The sequence below is a fragment of the Citrobacter sp. BIDMC107 genome (assembly GCF_001037575.1).
Lineage (GTDB): Bacteria > Pseudomonadota > Gammaproteobacteria > Enterobacterales > Enterobacteriaceae > Citrobacter > Citrobacter freundii.
On record NZ_KQ089848.1, the window covers coordinates 85812 to 103470 of the forward strand.

Below are 17659 nucleotides of genomic sequence, written 5' to 3' on the forward strand. Positions count from 1 at the left end.
TTGCTTTTATACGCTATCTGGCAATTCCCTGCGAAGATAACGGATAGTCAGCTAACCTATCATCAACAACCCCAATGAAAGTTAAACGAAACGCAACTACCTCAAAGCGTTTTCGAAAACTCACGCACTGAGGGGATACGAGGTCCCGTCATTGGTGTCCACCAACGCGATCTGCTCATTTTCATCCATAAACATACAGCGATTTCTGCCGGTCTGTTTCCCCTGATACATCGCCCTGTCAGCCCGACCAAGCGCGGTATCCAGCGTTTCACCCGGTTGAACCCGGGTTATGCCAGCCGTTACCGTGATAGCGATCTCTCCATCAGAGTAGGGAATTTTTTTCTGACCAATCAAACGACAAAGTCTCAAACCCGCCTGGCATGCCTGCTCGTCCGTTTTTGTTCTGATGATGATAATGAACTCTTCTCCACCGTAGCGGTACGCCACCTCATCATATCGCGTCCATGACAATAAATTTGATGCCAGAGCCCGCAATACAACGTCACCAACCAAATGGCCGTAGGTATCGTTAACGTATTTAAAACGATCGATATCTAACAACAATATATAGAGATTAAGCGGTTCGGCATCGAGTAGTTGTTGGTCAAATGACTCATCAAGCATTCTTCTCCCGGGTAAACCCGTTAATACATCGATATTACTGCGGATATTCAATAAATATATCTTGTAGTCCATTACAGCAGACGTAAATGCCAATAGCGCGTCCTGGAAGCTGTCGAAATGCCATGGATGGCTACGATTCTCCACTATTGCCAATAGCAACTCCTTTCCTATTACATGCATTTTTTCATGAGCAGAATAAATCTTGCTCACATAACTACTACCATCCTCATTGTTCAGCGATTGATCATTTATCCATTTCCCAAATCGACAAACAGAATGAGCGTTGTCACCCGTAATATCGGGATGAGTAACATCTGAGGACACTGCGCAGCGGAACATTTTTACCAGCCATTTGTAGTGGGCATCAATTGAGTTGTTCAACTCATTTATGATTGCATCTATTTCCTTCGTATTTCTCATCATCACGTTCTCTCTCCCTGTTCGAGCGTTTCTGATGGAATTATCTTAACGATAAAAAAGAAAATTTATGTAAATTTTTTAATAGTAATTAATAAGCCGCGATTAACAATAGCATTGCGCTATGCCACTGGTCGCGGCATAGCGAGTATCGCCGACTCAGTTCATACCTGGCTCAAATTGGTCGCGGTTCATTGAGCCTTTTATTTTCGCGGATAGATAAAAACCGATAAGAAAGCTGATGTGTATGCCTTAAGCTTTTTATAGCTATGAATGTCCAGTGTCAGTGATGCTACCGTCAGAGTTGTTACGGTCAGGATAAAAATTACAATATCCTCTGCTGTCGCCAGTGGCCAATTCTCAAAGTAGGTTTGCAGACTGTTAAGGACGATTTTATCAACAAGTTCTGTACGTTCAGGCATGTTTAAGACCTCTATGAAGTTCAACGTTTTGGAACAATGATTGTCGCACAGAGTAAAAGTAACTTTTTCCGGTAAGGACGTTAAATTGCAGGGTTCTTTTCTTAGATAATTCAAATAAACGGGCATCACATCCGGTTGTTGATGCGCGAAGCGACAGTAAGCAGTAGGCCGGATGGCGCTTCGCTATCCGGCCTACTGCATAATTCCCTTTTCATCACAATGATGAATTTATCGGCATCATTATGTTTAACTAAGCTGAATTGAGGACTTTCCCCCTCTGAACAAACCTTACGCGCTCAAACCACGATGTTCCAGCATCGACTCCATTCGTGGTTCTCGTCCACTCCACTGGCGATAGAGTTCAGCTAAATCAGTGCTATTTCCGCGGGACAAAATCGCTTCGCGGAATTTCTGCCCGTTTTCACGGGTTAATCCGCCCTGCTCTACAAACCACTGATAGCCGTCATCGGCCAGCATTTGCGTCCACAGATAGGCGTAATAACCCGCGGCATAACCGCCGCCGAAGATATGGGCAAAATAACTGCTGCGATAACGTGGTGGCACGGCCTTGAGATCCAAACCTTCTGCTGCCAGCGCCTGTTGTTCAAATTGATCGACCGAAAGAGATAACGCGCTATTTTCCAGACCGTGCCAGCGCATATCCAGCAATGCAGCACTGAGCAGTTCGGTCATGTCGTAACCTTTGTTAAACAGGCTGGCCTGCTGCATTTTATCTCGCAACGCCTGCGGCATTTGCTCCCCGGTAACAACATGACGAGCAAAACGAGCAAAGACCTGCGGATGACTCGCCCAGTGTTCGTTAATCTGCGAAGGAAATTCAACAAAATCACGCGGAGTGTTGGTCCCTGAAAGCGTGGCGTAACGCTGAGTGGCGAACAGACCGTGCAACGTGTGCCCAAACTCATGAAATAACGTAATAACATCATCCCACAATAACAATGCAGGCTGACCTTTTGCCGGTTTTTGATAATTACACACGTTGTAAATAACCGGCCGGGTTTCATTGAGTTGCGATTGCTCAACAAAATTGCCCATCCAGGCACCACCGCTTTTCGATTCCCGGGCAAAGAAATCGCCGTAAAATAACGCCAGACCTACGCCATCGTGATCAAATATTTCCCATACCCTAACATCCGGGTGATAAACAGGAATGTCGAACCGTTCTATAAATTTTATGCCAAAGAGTTGATTGGCCGTCCAGAAAACGCCTTCGTTCAGCACCGTATCAAGGGCAAAGTAAGGTTTGAGCTGCGCCTCATCCAGAGCATATTTCTCACGACGAACCTGCTCAGCATAAAATGCCCAGTCCCAAGCCTCGACGTTAAATTGCCCCTGTTCGTGATTGATAACATTCTGGATTTCGGCCTGTTCATCTAATGCCCGAGCTCGCGCGGCAGGAACAATCGCCCGCATGAAAGTCAGTGCAGCTTCCGGTGTTTTTGCCATCTGGTCGGCAATTTTCCATGCAGCGTAATTGGCAAAACCGAGTAGTTTCGCCTGCTGCATCCGGATCTCGACCAGTCGCTGAATAATAGCCCGAGTATCGTTAGCGTCATTGTTTTCTGCTCTCTTCCATGCGCGGGTGAACAGACTTTCACGTGTATGGCGATCGCGTAACGCCGCAAGCGCCGGTTGCTGAGTCGTGTTCAATAGCGGGATAACCCAACGCGCGTCGAGCCCTTTCTCCCTTGCAGCTTCAGCGGCAACGGCAATTTCCTCAGCGCTGAGTCCCTCCAGATAACGTGCATCATCCACCACCAGAGCAGCAGACTTGTTCGCTGCCAGCAGCCGTTGGTTAAACTGGCTGGTCAGCGTGGCGGACTCTGTATTGAGCGCTTTAAGGTTCGCTTTATCAGTCTCATTCAGACATGCGCCGGCCAGTACAAAACGCTGGTGGATGACCTCCAGCAAGCGTAATGATTCGCTTTCCAGCCTCAGAGAACCTCTCCGTTGCCAGACAGCGTCAACGCGCGAGAAGAGTGCTTCATTGAGATAGATATCATTGGCAAGGCTCGCCAGTTCCGCGGAAAACTCTTCGTCAAGGTGCTGTAGTTCATCGTTGGTGTGCGCCGCCGTCATCGCGAAGAAAACGCTGGTTACGCGTGTCAACAAAGCGCCGCTTTGTTCAAGCGCCAGCAACGTATTGGCAAAATCAGGGGCTAGCGGGTTTTGCACAATCGCCTCGATCTCTGCACGTTTTTGCCGCACGCCTTCATCGAACGCCGGGCGATAGTGCTGCACCTCTATCTGATCAAACTGCGGGGCCTGATACGGCAACGTGCTGTGACGTAAAAAAGGATTCGTTAACGACATTTTTCACTCCTGAAAACGATTTGTTTACCAGAGTAGACTTCCCAGGAATCAACCGCAATCGCGTTACGCAGGAATAGCTCTGAACGGAAATGACGTGCTATGTTAGTACTACATAAAAAGCGTTGAGGAACAGTGAGATGATCGTTTTAGTAACCGGAGCAACCGCAGGTTTTGGTGAGTGCATTACGCGTCGTTTTATTGAGAATGGGCATAAAGTTATTGCCACCGGACGCCGCCAGGAGCGCCTGCAGGAACTGAAAGAGGAATTGGGTGACCGCCTCTATACCGCGCAACTGGACGTACGTAATCGTGCATCAATTGAAGAGATGCTGGACGCCCTCCCTGCTGAATGGCGCAATATTGATGTTCTGGTCAACAACGCAGGTCTGGCGCTGGGCCTTGAGCCTGCCCATAAGGCCAGCGTTGAAGACTGGGAAAATATGATCGACACCAACAACAAGGGGCTGGTTTATATGACCCGTGCCGTTCTGCCAGGCATGGTTGAACGCAACCGCGGTCATATTATCAATATCGGTTCTACAGCGGGCAGTTGGCCATACGCTGGCGGTAACGTCTACGGTGCGACCAAAGCATTTGTTCGCCAGTTTAGCCTGAATTTACGTACTGATTTACACGGCACTGCCATTCGCGTTACCGACATCGAACCGGGTCTGGTTGGCGGTACGGAATTCTCTAATGTCCGTTTCAAAGGTGATGATGCCAAAGCTGAAAAAGCCTACGAAAATACCACGGCGCTGACCCCGCAAGATGTCACAGAAGCGGTATGGTGGGTGGCTTCTTTACCGGCTCATGTCAATATCAACACCCTTGAAATGATGCCTGTCACACAGTCTTTTGCCGGGCTGAGTATTCATCGGAGCTAATTTATCTGCCCGGCCTTGCGCCGGGTATAGATAGCCTGAAAGAAGTGATAAAATATCCGGGTTAACTCTCTAAAAAGTAAGAATGAATGACCGTAGAAACGCAGCTCAACCCTACACAGCCAGTAAATCAACAGATTTACCGTATTCTTCGCCGTGATATCGTGCATTGTCTGATCGCACCCGGTACACCGCTGTCTGAGAAAGAGGTTTCCGTACGCTTTAATGTGTCACGCCAGCCGGTACGAGAAGCATTCATCAAACTGGCAGAAAACGGTCTGATTCAGATCCGCCCACAGCGTGGCAGCTATGTGAACAAGATTTCGCTGTCGCAGGTGCAAAATGGTTGTTTTGTCCGCCAGGCGATTGAATGCGCCGTGGTACGCCGCGCCGCATCGCTGATCAACGACCAACAGTGCTATCAGCTTGAACAAAATTTGCATCAGCAGCGCATAGCAATTGACCGAAAACAGATCAATGATTTCTTCCAGCTTGATGATGAGTTTCATCAGAAACTGGCTTTAATCGCCGAGTGCCAACTCGCCTGGGATACCGTTGAGAATATAAAGGCTACAATTGACCGCGTTCGTTATATGAGCCTGGATCATATTTCCCCGCCTGAAATGCTGTTACGCCAGCATCACGATATCTTTGCCGCCCTTGAGAAGCATGATGGCGATGCGGTCGAGCGCGCAATGATGCTCCATCTCCAGGAAATTGGTGAGTCCGTTCAGCTTATTCGTCAGGAAAATAGCGACTGGTTCAGCGAAGATTAATACTACGCTCGCCTCACACCGGGGTGAGTTTCTCCTGCGTTTTCCCCTCTCCTGCATAACTGCATAAAAAAAGCTGTGATTTTGATCGAAAACAAAAAAAATCCTTAACGAGAAGCGTATTTATATTGCGCCCGTTACGTGGGACTAAAAGCCCACGGGCTTTGACGGTAAGTTGGAAAGGAGAAAACACCATGAAAACATACGATCGTAACCGTAACGCAATCACCACTGGCAGCCGCGTCATGATCAGCGACACCGGGCTCACAGGCCGCATTACAGCGATAGATACCGATGGCCTGACCGCTGAGCAGATTCGCCGCGGAAAAACAGTGGAAATCGAAGGGTGTGAAGGCAAATATGCCCCCCTCGAGCTGATTCGTTTAGGCATGAACTAATTGGTGTGAATGCCAGAAAAAACAGCGCCATCTGGCCCGTTGAAAGCCAGATGGCGACATAAAACATAATCTTCGTTACTTCAGTTTTGCTGCATACTTCGCAACCGTCGCCTTCGCTCCTTCAGCCAGTAAAGCAAGATATGCTTGTGTAACCTGGTTTTTGAACAATTCAACCTGCGGCAGTTCACGACCAAAGATAGCATCAATCGCCAGCAGCGCCTGAACGCGCTCTTCGCCCTCGTTACTGCTACGCACCGCATTCTGGATCACGGGCAACAGCGGATCGCTAATTTCAATCGCCTGGCCCTGCTCATCCACACCGCCGACGTAGCGCATCCAGCCCGCCACGCCCAGCGCCAGTAAATCAAAGTGACTGCCGTTAACAATGTGCCAACGAACGGAATCAAGCATACGCTGCGGCAATTTTTGGCTTCCGTCCATAGCGATCTGCCAGGTACGATGACGCAGTGCCGGGTTGCTGTAACGCTCAATTAACAGATCGGCATAACGCTGTAGATCAACACCTTTTACTTTCAGCGTGGGTGCTTGTTCCTGCAACATCAGCGCACGAGCAGCAAGACGATAGTTTTCATCGTCCATACAATCATTAATGTGTTGATAACCAGCCAGATAACCAAGATAAGCCAGGAAAGAGTGGCTGCCGTTGAGCATACGCAGTTTCATCTCTTCAAACGGAATGACATCTGCCACCAGCTCCGCTCCTGCCTTCTCCCATTCAGGGCGACCGGAAACAAAGTTATCTTCGATAACCCACTGACGGAAAGGCTCACATGCCACACCTGCCGGGTCGCGTACGCCAGTGATGTGTTCAATTTTGTCCAGAGTCTCTGGGGTAACTGCCGGGACAATTCGGTCAACCATAGTCGACGGGAACGTCACATGTTGTTCGATCCACGCAGCCAGTTCTTCATCCACCGCTCTGGCATACGCGGTGACAACATTACGCATTACATGACCGTTTTCAGGCATGTTGTCGCAGGACATCACAGTAAAGGCGGCTAAACCTGCCGCTTTGCGGCGTGCCAAAGCCTCAACCACTACGCCTGGCGCAGTTTTTGGCTGTTTTGGGTTTTGCAGATCGGCGGCAATCATTGGATTGTCTAACATCAGTTCACCGGTCGCCGGAGAATGGCAGTATCCTTTCTCCGTTATGGTCAGGGAAACGATCGCGACCTGTGGTTCACACATCGCTGCCAGTACGCTTTCCAGACCATCAACCTGTGCATGCAATGCATTTTTCACCACGCCCACGACTCTCGCAGTCCAGGCATCAGCAGACATCTCTGCAACGGTATACAGATTATCTTGCTGTTTCAGATCGAAAATCTGCTGCTCGCCGCCAATCAGATTCACTTCGCAGTAGCCCCAGTCACTGCCGTGGTCTGCAGCCAAAATGTCAGCGTAAACCCCCTGATGTGCGCGGTGAAACGCGCCAAACCCCAGATGAACAATACGCGGAACCAGTTTTGTACGATCGTAGTCAGGAAGTGCAGCCTTTGCCGCTAAGAGCTTGTTTTGCATGGTATGGCCTACTTATAAATGAAATCAGGACTGTTCCAGAGTAACGCCTGTATGGTTGTATGTTTTGATTTGCATTAAGCTTTTTGTGATTGGTATGACATCAATATCTAAGCTATATACCACCTGAAAGATGAATATGGCGGCACACTGCCGCCAAAGAAGATTAGTGTTTCTGCCACTGCTGGTATTCACGTTTTAGTCTCTGCGGCGCGGTTTCAGGCATCATTAGCAAACCAATGACTGAGATGACGCCTAGTACAATCACGTAGGTTGCCAGTCCATAATAATGCCCACCAGTAACCTGCAGAATCTTCACAGCCACCAGCCCCAGGATCCCACTACCTATCAGCGATCCTAACTGCCAAATTAATGCAATACCGCTACAGCGAATGTGCGTAGGGAAAAGCTCCGGGAAATAAGAGGCCTGAGGCGCATAGCACATACTATGTCCAAAACTCAGAACCAGAATCATCACAAGCTGTGTTAGCCAGAAATTATCCTGATTAATTGCCAGGAAGAATGGAATAATCATAACAACCTGAAGAAGCGCACCCATAATATAGACGGGTTTACGCCCAATTCTGTCACACAGCGATCCCATTAGAGGTATGGCAACAATTTCTATTATCACTGCGACAATCATTGTCTCCATCAAGATATTTGCATCAAGATTATTTGCTTTACCGTAAGCAAGGACAATCACAGTAAACATAGCAAATGTGCAAGCTTCAATAAGCTTAGCGCACACTCCCTTAACAACAATACCAGGGAAATCACGAATGACTTCGACTAATGGTCGCGATTCTTCTGCTTTTGTCTCCCTAATCTGAGCAAAGACTGGTGACTCATCAATTTTTAAGCGGATAAACAGCCCAACAATAACCAGTAGCAGGCTTAACAGGAACGGTATACGCCACCCATAATCCATCATTGCCTCTGGAGAAAGCGTGGCATTCAACAACGCAAAGAGTGCCAAAGGCAGAAGGAAGCCAACCGGAGCGCCGATTTGAACCCAACTGGAGAAAAAACCACGATGCTTGGGTTCAGAGTATTCAGCAGTCATCAGTACTGCACCGGCTTGTTCACCTCCAACACCAAAGCCTTGTAATACACGAATAAAAATAAGTAAAGCTGGGGCCCATACACCTATTTTTTCGTATGTAGGTAACAAGCCAATACAGAATGTCCCTAAGCCAACGATTAATATCGTAATCACCAGAGCTTTTTTGCGTCCAACTTTATCGCCAATATGTCCAAAGACAATTCCGCCTAATGGTCTTGCGAGGAAACCAACAGCATAGGTAGCAAAAGCCGCGAGTGTACTAATTAACGGATCATCACTTGGGAAAAATAAATGGCCAAAAAAGAGTACAGCTGCTGTGCCATATGCAAAAAAATCATAATACTCAGCAGCAGTACCAATTGCGGATGCTGAAGCCACTCGGCGAATAATGGGCTTATTATCTACGTTGTTTTTAATATCGACTGAACTAACCATAAGTTTAACCTTCTGTAGGGTATTGGGTTAATCAACATCTTTCGTACGTAAAATTTATATTTACCAGTTCCACAGCGTGCCATCTTCCAGGCGAGCAACAGGCAGATATGCAGGGTCATACGGATATTTCGCCGCCAGTTTTTCGTCAAACTCGATCCCAAGGCCGGGTTTGTCTCCTGGGTGCATATAGCCGTTATCAAATGTCCAGTTATGTGGGAACACTTCCAGCATCTGCTCGGAATAGCCCATATATTCCTGTACGCCGAAGTTCGGCACCCACAGATCAAAATGCAGCGCGGCGGCCATGCACACAGGCGATAGATCGGAAGGCCCATGTGAACCGGTACGTACCTGATACAGCGACGCGAAATCAGCAATCCGGCGCATACCGGTGATCCCCCCCGCATGGGTGATGGTGGTGCGGATATAGTCGATCAATTGTTCTTCGATCAGCTGTTTGCAGTCCCAGATGCTATTGAACACTTCCCCTACCGCAATCGGCGTGACGGTATGCTGGCGGATCAGGCGGAAGCACTCCTGGTTTTCAGCTGGGGTTGGGTCTTCCATCCAGAACAGACGATATTGCTCAATGCTTTTGCCAAAACGGGCCGCTTCAATTGGCGTCAGACGGTGATGCATGTCGTGCAGGAGATGTTCGTTGAAACCGAATTTATCGCGCACGGCTTCAAACAGTTTTGGCGTGAAATCGAGATATTTCTCCGTTGACCATAACTGTTCTTCCGGCCATTGCCCTTTAGTGGCAGGTTCATAGGCCAGTCCTTTGCCTTTAGACATACCGTAAGTGGTTTTCATGCCCGGTACGCCACACTGCACGCGAATCGCTTTAAAACCCATTTCTTTATGACGCGCATAATCTTCCAGTACGTCATCAACGGTATGGCCTGTGGTGTGGCAGTAGACCATAACCCCTTCACGAGAAGCACCGCCGAGTAACTGGTACAACGGCATATTGGCTGCTTTCGCTTTGATGTCCCACAATGCCATATCCACTGCGGAAATCGCCGACATGGTGACCGGCCCACGACGCCAGTACGCGCCTTTGTAGAAAAACTGCCAGATATCCTCAATACGATGCGCATCGCGACCAATAAGCTGCGGACACACATGATCTTTCAGATACGACGCCACGGACAGCTCGCGTCCATTTAACGTGGCATCTCCCAGCCCGGTGATCCCATCTTCTGTCGTAATTTTCAACGTCACAAAATTACGCCCAGGACAGGTAACAAAAACATCAGCCCCAACAATCTTCATTTCTTATTCCCTACATCTGTTCTTGTGATGCAGGAAATTTACTCAACTGAGCTACTACCATACAAGTATAAAGATCAAAAAAGCACTGCTTGATCACAAAAAAAGGCGCTATGCGCGCCCCCATCCAGCCACAATGATCAACATGCCGCACAACGCCACCAGCGCGCCAGACCAGTCATACAAACTGAGTTTTACACCATCGACAATGCGTAGCCATAGCAGCGCGGTCACCACGTAAACACCGCCATAGGCTGCGTATACACGCCCGCTGGCTGCCGGATGGAGTGTCAGCAACCAGACGAATAAAGCCAGTGACATCCCGGCGGGTATCAGCAACCAGGCTGTAGCCCCGCGCTTAAGCCAAAGCCAGGGTAAAAAGCAGCCAATGATTTCGCATAACGCGGTGACGAAAAAAAGAAATGTGGTCTTAAGCATTGATGTTATTCAGTTACCTTCGGTTTAACTATGATACGACAGAATCTCGTTAGCGTATCCATATCCACCGGGTGGGTATGCCCGCAAACCGGAATAGTGTAGAATTTAACCCTGTTTTATCGTTTTTACCCTTTCCCATAAAAGGAATTCGCCATGAAAATTACACTGACCAAACGCCTGTGCCTGACGGCTATGCTGACGCTGGCTGCGGCTGTGTACACCTCTTCCGCATTTGCTGAAACCAGTAAACTGGTCATTGAATCCGGGGACAGTGCGCAAAGTCGTCAACAAGCAGCAATGGAAAAGGAACAATGGAACGATACGCGTCAGCTTCGCCAGAAAGTCAACAAACGTGCAGAGAAAGAGTGGGACAAAGCCGATACAGCCTTTGATAGCCGTGATAAATGCGAACAGAGCGCTAATATTAATGCGTACTGGGAACCTAACACACTGCGCTGCCTTGATCGCCGTACTGGCCGCACCGTTGCCCCATAATTATTGCACTTTGAAGGATATTGAAAGGATACGATATGACTAGCGCCCTCAGTGTTAAGTTGCGCCCGCTGGAGCGTGAAGATTTACGATTCGTTCATCAGCTTGATAATAACGCCAGCGTAATGCGTTACTGGTTTGAAGAACCTTACGAAGCGTTTGTTGAGCTGTCAGACCTGTATGACAAACACATTCACGACCAAAGCGAACGTCGCTTTGTGGTGGAATGCGACGGTGAAAAAGCCGGACTCGTGGAACTGGTTGAAATTAACCATGTGCACCGACGGGCGGAATTCCAGATCATTATTTCCCCTGATTATCAGGGCAAAGGTCTGGCTTCCCGGGCTGCTAAGCTGGCGATGGATTACGGCTTCACCGTACTCAATTTATATAAGCTGTATCTGATCGTTGATAAAGAGAACGAAAAAGCTATCCACATCTACCGTAAACTTGGCTTTATGGTCGAAGGCGAGCTGATTCATGAATTCTTTATCAACGGCCAATACCGCAACACTATCCGTATGTGTATCTTCCAGCAGCAGTATCTGGCAGAACATAAAACGTCAGGTCCAAACCTGCTGCAACCTACAGCTCAATAAAGCCTGACTAATAGTACGCGATGGTGTTTTCAATTGAGTAATGGTGTTCAACTGCCGGCTTCACGCTCTCGTCAACGATAACGAGCTGGCAGTTGACCGGATTTGCGTATTCATCGTATTTGCACGTTTGTTTGACGTGGCCTACCGGATGATTGTTGAGCAGGCTCACCGCGGTGTAATCCAGCTTCTTCAACGGGTCGACCGACGGTTTGGCATCAACCTGTAAGGTATTGTCCTTATTGACGGTTGTTTTACCCAGCGGGTAGCCTTCCGCATCATAGCGATATTCCACCTTCATCTCTTTCCCCGTGGCAGAAACGACAAAACCGTTATCGTCGGTATCCCACACCACTCCTGCCGCAGGCAGTTCCGCCAGTTGGCATTTGCCCTGTAAACGGATCCGTTTTTCCAGCGTTTCGGCATCCCGGTAGTAGTTTGCATCCAGGACCAGCGCCATACCGGTATTGTTTTCAATATCGTGCAGTTCAAGTGTATCGAAACACCCTTCCTGTGACAGCGTACCAACGACACGCTTAGTGACCTCACCTTTATCATTGAGCAGCGTCTGGCTGAAATCTTTCACCGGCCCACGCAGCGGGTCGAAATCAAATTCATTGGAAAAACTGGCCATTTCCGGCGTAAAGGAAACCAGCCCTTTGGCGTTATCACAGCCAACCAGCACGACGCACAGGAAACCTAACAGGGTCTGTTTCTTCACATTTTTCACCGGGATAAGAAGATAATTCTCAATCATATTAGCAAATACAGTTATTTACACCAGAAATGCTAATCTTAGTTTAAGTCGATCATAAAGGAGCTGATGATGAAATACATACCAGGAATTGCCGCGATCATGTTGGTAGTCGCTTCCCCGCAGGTTCTGGCGGCACCCGCGTCATGCGAACGCGTAAAAAGCGATATCGAACAGCGCATCATCAATAATGGTGTTGCTGAATCCAGCTTCACGCTGAATATTGTCCCCAACGATCAGGCCGATCAACCTGACTCACTGGTAGTCGGACATTGTGCAAATGATACGCACAAAATTCTCTATACCCGAACCAACAGCGGCAACGCCCCCGCCAATAGCACATCTGCACAAGACGGACACGTCGCCGAACCGCAATAAATCTCACCCTCCGTGCGCGGAGGGTTACTCCAGTTTGATATGCATTAAGATGACATACTCATAAATGGGTAAACTCACTCCATTATTAGCATGCTATTAATTTCGCTGTAGAGATTAATATATAGCGATAACTATAATGGAGTGAGTTATGTCTGATACTGAGCAATATGGAGGCATCAGCCGCAGGACGTTAGTGAAATCCTCGGCTATCGGTTCGCTGGCGCTTGCCGCAGGCGGGCTGTCATTACCTTTTGGAATGCGCACCGCCGCCGCTGCGGTACAACAGGCGATACAACCGGCTGAAGAGAAAGTGGTTTGGGGCGCGTGTTCCGTAAACTGCGGCAGCCGTTGTGCCCTGCAACTCCACGTCAAAGATGACGAAGTCGTATGGGTGGAGTCCGATACGACCGGAGACGATCTTTATGGTCAGCACCAGGTTCGTGCCTGTCTGCGTGGGCGTTCAATCCGCCGACGGATCAATCATCCGGATCGCCTGAATTATCCGATGAAGCGCGTAGGCAAACGTGGTGAGGGAAAATTCGAACGTATAACCTGGCAGGAAGCGCTGGATACCATCAGTGACAGTTTAAAAAATACCGTGGAGAAATACGGTAATGAAGCTGTTTATATTAATTACACCTCAGGCATTGTAGGCGGCAACATTACGCGCTCCTCTCCTTATGCCTCGCTGGTCGCTCGCCTGATGAACTGCTATGGCGGTTTCCTGAGCCATTACGGCACTTACAGCACCGCACAAATCGCGGCAGCAATGCCCTATACCTACGGCTCAAATGACGGCAACAGCACATCCGACATCGAAAACACGAAACTGGTAGTAATGTTTGGCAATAATCCTGCCGAAACGCGCATGAGCGGCGGCGGAATAACGTACTTCCTTGAACAGGCCCGGGAGCGATCTAATGCCCGGATGATCGTCATTGATCCGCGCTATACCGATACCGCTGCGGGTCGTGAAGATGAGTGGATCCCTATCCGTCCGGGAACCGATGCCGCACTCGTGGCGGGACTTGCCTGGGTTATGATTAACGAAAATCTTGTCGACCAGGCGTTCCTCGACACATATTGCATCGGTTATGACGAGAAAACCCTACCCGCCGACGCCCCCGCTAACGGACATTACAAGGCCTATATACTTGGCAACGGCGATGACGGTATCGCTAAAACGCCCCAATGGGCCTCGCATGTCACCGGGATCCCCGCCGATCGCATTATCAAACTGGCTCGGGAAATCGGCAGCACAAAACCGGCATATATTTGTCAGGGCTGGGGGCCGCAACGTCAGGCTAACGGCGAACTGACCTCACGGGCGATCGCGATGTTGCCTATCCTGACCGGCAACGTTGGCATCAACGGCGGCAATAGCGGTGCACGAGAATCAACCTACACCATCACGATTGAACGCATGCCGCTGCCGGAGAATCCCATCAAGACCCAGATATCCTGCTTTAGCTGGACCGACGCCATCGCTCGTGGCCCGGAAATGACCGCAACCCGCGATGGCGTGCGCGGGAAAGATAAGCTCGATGTACCGATTAAATTTATCTGGAACTACGCGGGCAACACCATTACTAATCAGCACTCAGATATCAATAAAACGCATGAGATCCTTCAGGATGATACGAAATGCGAAATGATAGTGGTCATCGAAAACTTCATGACATCCTCGGCCAAATATGCCGATATTCTGCTGCCGGACTTAATGACCGTCGAACAGGAAGACATTATTCCTAACGACTATGCGGGCAACATGGGATACCTCATTTTTATTCAACCCGCGACGTCACCGAAGTTCGAGCGTAAACCGATCTACTGGATAATGAGCGAAGTCGCCAAACGCCTTGGCAATGATATCTATCAACGCTTTACGGAAGGCCGTACTCAGGAACAGTGGCTCCAGTATTTGTATGCAAAAATGCTGGCCAAAGACCCCGCGCTGCCTTCCTATGACGAGCTGAAAAAAATGGGGATCTATAAACGTAAAGACCCTAACGGGCATTTTGTCGCTTATAAAAAATTCCGCGACGATCCGCAGGCCAATCCGCTCAAAACACCGTCCGGAAAGATTGAAATTTATTCCAGTCGACTGGCGAAAATAGCCAACACCAGGGAGTTGCAAAAGGACGAAGTAATTAGCCCGCTTCCCGTCTACGCCTCTACGTTTGAAGGGTGGGATGATCCGAAACGCAGCGCATTTCCGCTGCAGTTGTTTGGCTTCCATTACAAATCCCGTACGCACTCCAGCTACGGCAATATCGATGTTCTGCAGGCGTCCTGCCGTCAGGAAGTGTGGATCAACCCTGTCGATGCCCAAAAGCGTGGTATTGCAAATGGCGATATGGTGCGGGTCTTTAACGACCGCGGTGAAGTACGTATTGCGGCCAAAGTGACGCCGCGGATCCTGCCCGGCGTCAGCGCAATGGGCCAGGGTGCATGGCACGATGCCGATATGACAGGCGACAAAATTGATCATGGCGCCTGCGTCAATACGCTGACAACACAGCGCCCTTCACCGCTGGCAAAAGGCAACCCACAGCACACTAATCTGGTCGAGATCGAGAAGGTTTAAGGACTAACCCATGACAACTCAGTATGGATTTTTTATTGATTCCAGTCGTTGCACCGGATGCAAAACCTGCGAACTGGCCTGCAAAGACTACAAGGATCTCACCCCCGACGTCAGTTTCCGCCGGATTTACGAATACGCCGGAGGTGACTGGCAGGAAGACAACGGCGTCTGGCGACAGAACGTTTTCGCCTACTACCTCTCCATTGCCTGTAACCACTGTGAAGATCCGGCCTGTACCAAGGTTTGCCCCAGCGGGGCTATGCATAAACGTGATGATGGTTTTGTGGTCGTTGATGAAGATGTGTGTATTGGCTGTCGTTACTGCCACATGGCCTGTCCGTACGGCGCACCGCAGTACAATGCCGCCAAAGGGCATATGACCAAGTGCGATGGCTGTCATGACCGCGTGGCAGACGGCAAAAAGCCTGTCTGCGTCGAGTCCTGTCCGCTGCGTGCGCTGGACTTCGGTCCCATTGATGAGCTGCGCAAAAAACATGGTGATCTGGTAGCCGTCGCCCCGCTGCCGGGTGCGCACTTCACCAGACCGAGTATTGTGATCAAACCAAACGCCAATTGCCGCCCGACCGGGGATACCACGGGTTTTCTGGCTAATCCAAAGGAGGTGTAAAATGGGAAATGGATGGCATGAATGGCCGCTGGTCCTGTTTACGGTGCTGGGCCAGTGCGTAGCCGGGGCGCTGATCGTAAGTGGCTACGGCTGGCTAACCGCTAAAGACGAGCTGGTAAAACAACGTATCGTTCGCAGCATGTTTTTTCTGTGGCTGGTGATGGGCATCGCCTTTCTCGCCTCGGTCATGCATTTAGGTTCGCCGCTGCGCGCATTTAACTCGCTGAACAGAATTGGCGCATCGGCGCTGAGTAACGAAATTGCCAGCGGTTCGCTGTTTTTCGCCGTCGGTGGCCTGTGGTGGCTGGTGGCGTTTCTCGGTAAAATGCCCGCAACGTTAGGTAAAATCTGGCTGCTGTTGAGCATGTTGCTGGGCCTGGTATTTGTCTATGCGATGACCAACGTCTACCAGATAGACACCGTCCCAACCTGGTATAATGGCTATACTACACTGGCGTTTTTCATGACGATGCTGCTCAGTGGACCGCTGTTTGCCGCCCTGCTGCTGCGGGCTGCGGGTGTTTCCTGCAGCCCTGCCAAATTCGCCGGTATCAGCGTGCTGGCCCTGCTGGTGACCGTGGCTGTTGTTGTGCTGCAGGGACTGTCGCTCGGCGAAATCCACAGTTCGGTACAAAACGCTGGCGCGCTGGTGCCCGACTACGCAAGCCTGCAGGTCTGGCGCATCCTCCTGCTGGTTGCGGGGCTGGGCTGCTGGATATGCCCGCTTGTCCGTCGCAAAGAACCGTCCGTCGGCGGACTGGCGCTGGGCTTAGTGTCCCTCCTCGCCGGTGAAATCATTGGCCGCGGCTTGTTTTACGGTTTACATATGACAGTCGGAATGGCTGTCGCAGGTTAATTTTCGGGTGCGGGGCAACCCGCACTGTTCAGGATTGTTTGCATGACCCATTTTTCACAACGTGACAACTTTTCCACCGCAGCGCGTGTGCTCGGCGCGCTGTTTTACTATGCCCCAGACAGTGCCGAAGCTTCGGCACTGGTCAGTGCGTTAAGCAACGATGGTTGGCAGGCGCAGTGGCCGCTTGAAAAGACAACGCTTTCGCCGTTAGTTGCACAGTTTCAGGCTGAGGCCGATGAGTCTCTCCCGCAGGCCTGGCAACGTCTGTTTGTTGGCCCTTATGCGCTCCCTTCTCCGCCCTGGGGATCCGTCTGGCTGGATCGTGAAAACGTGTTGTTTGGCGACTCCACGCTGGCTCTGCGTCAGTGGATGCGTGACAACGGTATCCAGTTTGCTATGCAGCAAAATGAGCCGGAAGATCACTTTGGTTCACTACTGTTGCTGACGGCCTGGCTTGCTGAGAACGAACGCCACACCGAGTGCGAACAGCTGCTGGCCTGGCATCTGTTCCCATGGTCATCGCGCTTCCTTAATGTGTTTATCGAAAAAGCCGATCACCCTTTCTACCAGGCGCTGGGTGAGCTGGCGCGTCTGACGCTGGCACAGTGGCAATCACAGTTATTGATCCCGGTAGCCGATAAGCCTTTGTTTCGTTAATTTCGTCACAGGCAGGATGCATACTGCCTGTGGTGCATCATGTTGCGCACGCTGAGCTTTTGCTTCTGTTGTCAAATAGCCGCAAAATAAAACGTCTGAAACTTCCTCTCTG

The 17659-nt window shown here is 49.9% G+C and carries 18 protein-coding genes; 10 read left to right on the plus strand and 8 right to left on the minus strand.

Going from position 1 to position 17659, the window contains the following annotated elements; translation table 11 throughout:
- Positions 1-120 precede the first annotated feature (120 nt).
- The 3 genes from SK39_RS00390 to dcp form a co-directional block, all read right to left on the minus strand.
- Positions 121-1047 (minus strand): diguanylate cyclase, encoded by a 927-nt coding sequence (locus SK39_RS00390; RefSeq protein WP_016150225.1) that lies wholly within the window; start codon positions 1045-1047, stop codon positions 121-123.
- A 197-nt stretch (positions 1048-1244) separates the two neighbouring features.
- The gene (locus SK39_RS00395) at positions 1245-1463 is read right to left on the minus strand and encodes a hypothetical protein (protein WP_003836310.1); all 219 of its coding nucleotides are present in this window, start codon (positions 1461-1463) and stop codon (positions 1245-1247) included.
- A gap of 288 nt (positions 1464-1751) precedes the next feature.
- Positions 1752-3797, minus strand: coding sequence for a peptidyl-dipeptidase Dcp (gene dcp, locus SK39_RS00400; protein ID WP_016150224.1), 2046 nt, complete (start codon positions 3795-3797; stop codon positions 1752-1754).
- 137 nt (positions 3798-3934) lie between these two features.
- On the opposite strand from dcp, the gene ydfG reads away from it, so the two are divergent.
- The 3 genes from ydfG (at position 3935) to ydfZ (ending at position 5849) form a co-directional block, all read left to right on the plus strand.
- On the plus strand, positions 3935-4681 hold the full coding sequence (gene ydfG, locus SK39_RS00405) for a bifunctional NADP-dependent 3-hydroxy acid dehydrogenase/3-hydroxypropionate dehydrogenase YdfG (protein ID WP_003032398.1): 747 nt from the start codon (positions 3935-3937) through the stop codon (positions 4679-4681).
- Positions 4682-4767: 86 nt separating this feature from the next.
- Positions 4768-5454: a GntR family transcriptional regulator gene (locus SK39_RS00410; RefSeq protein WP_003032396.1), complete on the plus strand. Its 687-nt coding sequence runs from the start codon at positions 4768-4770 to the stop codon at positions 5452-5454.
- Between the two features lie 191 nt (positions 5455-5645).
- Positions 5646-5849 (plus strand): putative selenium delivery protein YdfZ, encoded by a 204-nt coding sequence (gene ydfZ, locus SK39_RS00415; protein WP_003032393.1) that lies wholly within the window; start codon positions 5646-5648, stop codon positions 5847-5849.
- A 75-nt stretch (positions 5850-5924) separates the two neighbouring features.
- Here ydfZ and SK39_RS00420 read toward each other — a convergent pair whose 3' ends face one another.
- The 4 genes from SK39_RS00420 to SK39_RS00435 form a co-directional block, all read right to left on the minus strand.
- Positions 5925-7391 carry a mannitol dehydrogenase family protein gene (locus SK39_RS00420; protein ID WP_016150223.1) on the minus strand — a complete coding sequence of 489 codons (1467 nt, stop codon included), beginning with the start codon at positions 7389-7391 and terminating at the stop codon, positions 5925-5927.
- 163 nt (positions 7392-7554) lie between these two features.
- Positions 7555-8889, minus strand: a complete 1335-nt coding sequence (locus SK39_RS00425) for an MFS transporter (protein WP_003836325.1) — start codon at positions 8887-8889, stop codon at positions 7555-7557.
- Between the two features lie 60 nt (positions 8890-8949).
- A complete protein-coding gene (gene rspA, locus SK39_RS00430; RefSeq protein WP_003032386.1) occupies positions 8950-10164 on the minus strand; it encodes a starvation-sensing protein RspA in 1215 nt (404 codons plus the stop codon).
- 108 nt (positions 10165-10272) lie between these two features.
- Complete coding sequence (locus tag SK39_RS00435) at positions 10273-10599, minus strand: YnfA family protein (protein WP_003032384.1); 327 nt, start codon at positions 10597-10599, stop codon at positions 10273-10275.
- Positions 10600-10752: 153 nt separating this feature from the next.
- Here SK39_RS00435 and SK39_RS00440 point away from each other — a divergent pair, with 153 nt between their 5' ends.
- Together SK39_RS00440 and speG are read left to right on the plus strand one after the other, a co-directional pair.
- Positions 10753-11094 carry a DUF1283 family protein gene (locus SK39_RS00440; RefSeq protein WP_003032382.1) on the plus strand — a complete coding sequence of 114 codons (342 nt, stop codon included), beginning with the start codon at positions 10753-10755 and terminating at the stop codon, positions 11092-11094.
- A gap of 35 nt (positions 11095-11129) precedes the next feature.
- Complete coding sequence (gene speG, locus SK39_RS00445; protein ID WP_003032379.1) at positions 11130-11690, plus strand: spermidine N1-acetyltransferase; 561 nt, start codon at positions 11130-11132, stop codon at positions 11688-11690.
- Between the two features lie 7 nt (positions 11691-11697).
- On the opposite strand, the gene SK39_RS00450 is transcribed toward speG, so the two are convergent.
- Positions 11698-12408 (minus strand): YnfC family lipoprotein, encoded by a 711-nt coding sequence (locus SK39_RS00450; RefSeq protein WP_080971890.1) that lies wholly within the window; start codon positions 12406-12408, stop codon positions 11698-11700.
- Between the two features lie 102 nt (positions 12409-12510).
- On the opposite strand from SK39_RS00450, the gene SK39_RS00455 reads away from it, so the two are divergent.
- The 5 genes from SK39_RS00455 to dmsD all read left to right on the plus strand — a co-directional run bounded on the left by SK39_RS00455 (position 12511) and on the right by dmsD (position 17547).
- Positions 12511-12819 carry a DUF1161 domain-containing protein gene (locus SK39_RS00455; protein ID WP_096890173.1) on the plus strand — a complete coding sequence of 103 codons (309 nt, stop codon included), beginning with the start codon at positions 12511-12513 and terminating at the stop codon, positions 12817-12819.
- A gap of 148 nt (positions 12820-12967) precedes the next feature.
- The gene (gene ynfE / locus SK39_RS00460) at positions 12968-15406 is read left to right on the plus strand and encodes a selenate/tellurate reductase subunit YnfE (protein WP_048216479.1); all 2439 of its coding nucleotides are present in this window, start codon (positions 12968-12970) and stop codon (positions 15404-15406) included.
- A gap of 10 nt (positions 15407-15416) precedes the next feature.
- Positions 15417-16034 (plus strand): DMSO/selenate family reductase complex B subunit, encoded by a 618-nt coding sequence (locus SK39_RS00465; protein ID WP_048216480.1) that lies wholly within the window; start codon positions 15417-15419, stop codon positions 16032-16034.
- A gap of 1 nt (position 16035) precedes the next feature.
- A complete protein-coding gene (locus SK39_RS00470) occupies positions 16036-16890 on the plus strand; it encodes a dimethyl sulfoxide reductase anchor subunit family protein (protein WP_048216481.1) in 855 nt (284 codons plus the stop codon).
- A 42-nt stretch (positions 16891-16932) separates the two neighbouring features.
- Positions 16933-17547 (plus strand): Tat proofreading chaperone DmsD, encoded by a 615-nt coding sequence (gene dmsD / locus SK39_RS00475; RefSeq protein ID WP_003028918.1) that lies wholly within the window; start codon positions 16933-16935, stop codon positions 17545-17547.
- Positions 17548-17659 lie beyond the last annotated feature (112 nt).

Bases quoted from the DNA above. Each gene is read 5' to 3' on its own strand.
- SK39_RS00390 (WP_016150225.1), bottom strand. From the start codon at position 1,047: ATGATGAGAAATACGAAGGAAATAGATGCAATCATAAATGAGTTGAAC.
- SK39_RS00395 (WP_003836310.1), bottom strand. From the start codon at position 1,463: ATGCCTGAACGTACAGAACTTGTTGATAAAATCGTCCTTAACAGTCTG.
- dcp (WP_016150224.1), bottom strand. From the start codon at position 3,797: ATGTCGTTAACGAATCCTTTTTTACGTCACAGCACGTTGCCGTATCAG.
- ydfG (WP_003032398.1), top strand. From the start codon at position 3,935: ATGATCGTTTTAGTAACCGGAGCAACCGCAGGTTTTGGTGAGTGCATT.
- SK39_RS00410 (WP_003032396.1), top strand. From the start codon at position 4,768: ATGACCGTAGAAACGCAGCTCAACCCTACACAGCCAGTAAATCAACAG.
- ydfZ (WP_003032393.1), top strand. From the start codon at position 5,646: ATGAAAACATACGATCGTAACCGTAACGCAATCACCACTGGCAGCCGC.
- SK39_RS00420 (WP_016150223.1), bottom strand. From the start codon at position 7,391: ATGCAAAACAAGCTCTTAGCGGCAAAGGCTGCACTTCCTGACTACGAT.
- SK39_RS00425 (WP_003836325.1), bottom strand. From the start codon at position 8,889: ATGGTTAGTTCAGTCGATATTAAAAACAACGTAGATAATAAGCCCATT.
- rspA (WP_003032386.1), bottom strand. From the start codon at position 10,164: ATGAAGATTGTTGGGGCTGATGTTTTTGTTACCTGTCCTGGGCGTAAT.
- SK39_RS00435 (WP_003032384.1), bottom strand. From the start codon at position 10,599: ATGCTTAAGACCACATTTCTTTTTTTCGTCACCGCGTTATGCGAAATC.
- SK39_RS00440 (WP_003032382.1), top strand. From the start codon at position 10,753: ATGAAAATTACACTGACCAAACGCCTGTGCCTGACGGCTATGCTGACG.
- speG (WP_003032379.1), top strand. From the start codon at position 11,130: ATGACTAGCGCCCTCAGTGTTAAGTTGCGCCCGCTGGAGCGTGAAGAT.
- SK39_RS00455 (WP_096890173.1), top strand. From the start codon at position 12,511: ATGATGAAATACATACCAGGAATTGCCGCGATCATGTTGGTAGTCGCT.
- ynfE (WP_048216479.1), top strand. From the start codon at position 12,968: ATGTCTGATACTGAGCAATATGGAGGCATCAGCCGCAGGACGTTAGTG.
- SK39_RS00465 (WP_048216480.1), top strand. From the start codon at position 15,417: ATGACAACTCAGTATGGATTTTTTATTGATTCCAGTCGTTGCACCGGA.
- SK39_RS00470 (WP_048216481.1), top strand. From the start codon at position 16,036: ATGGGAAATGGATGGCATGAATGGCCGCTGGTCCTGTTTACGGTGCTG.
- dmsD (WP_003028918.1), top strand. From the start codon at position 16,933: ATGACCCATTTTTCACAACGTGACAACTTTTCCACCGCAGCGCGTGTG.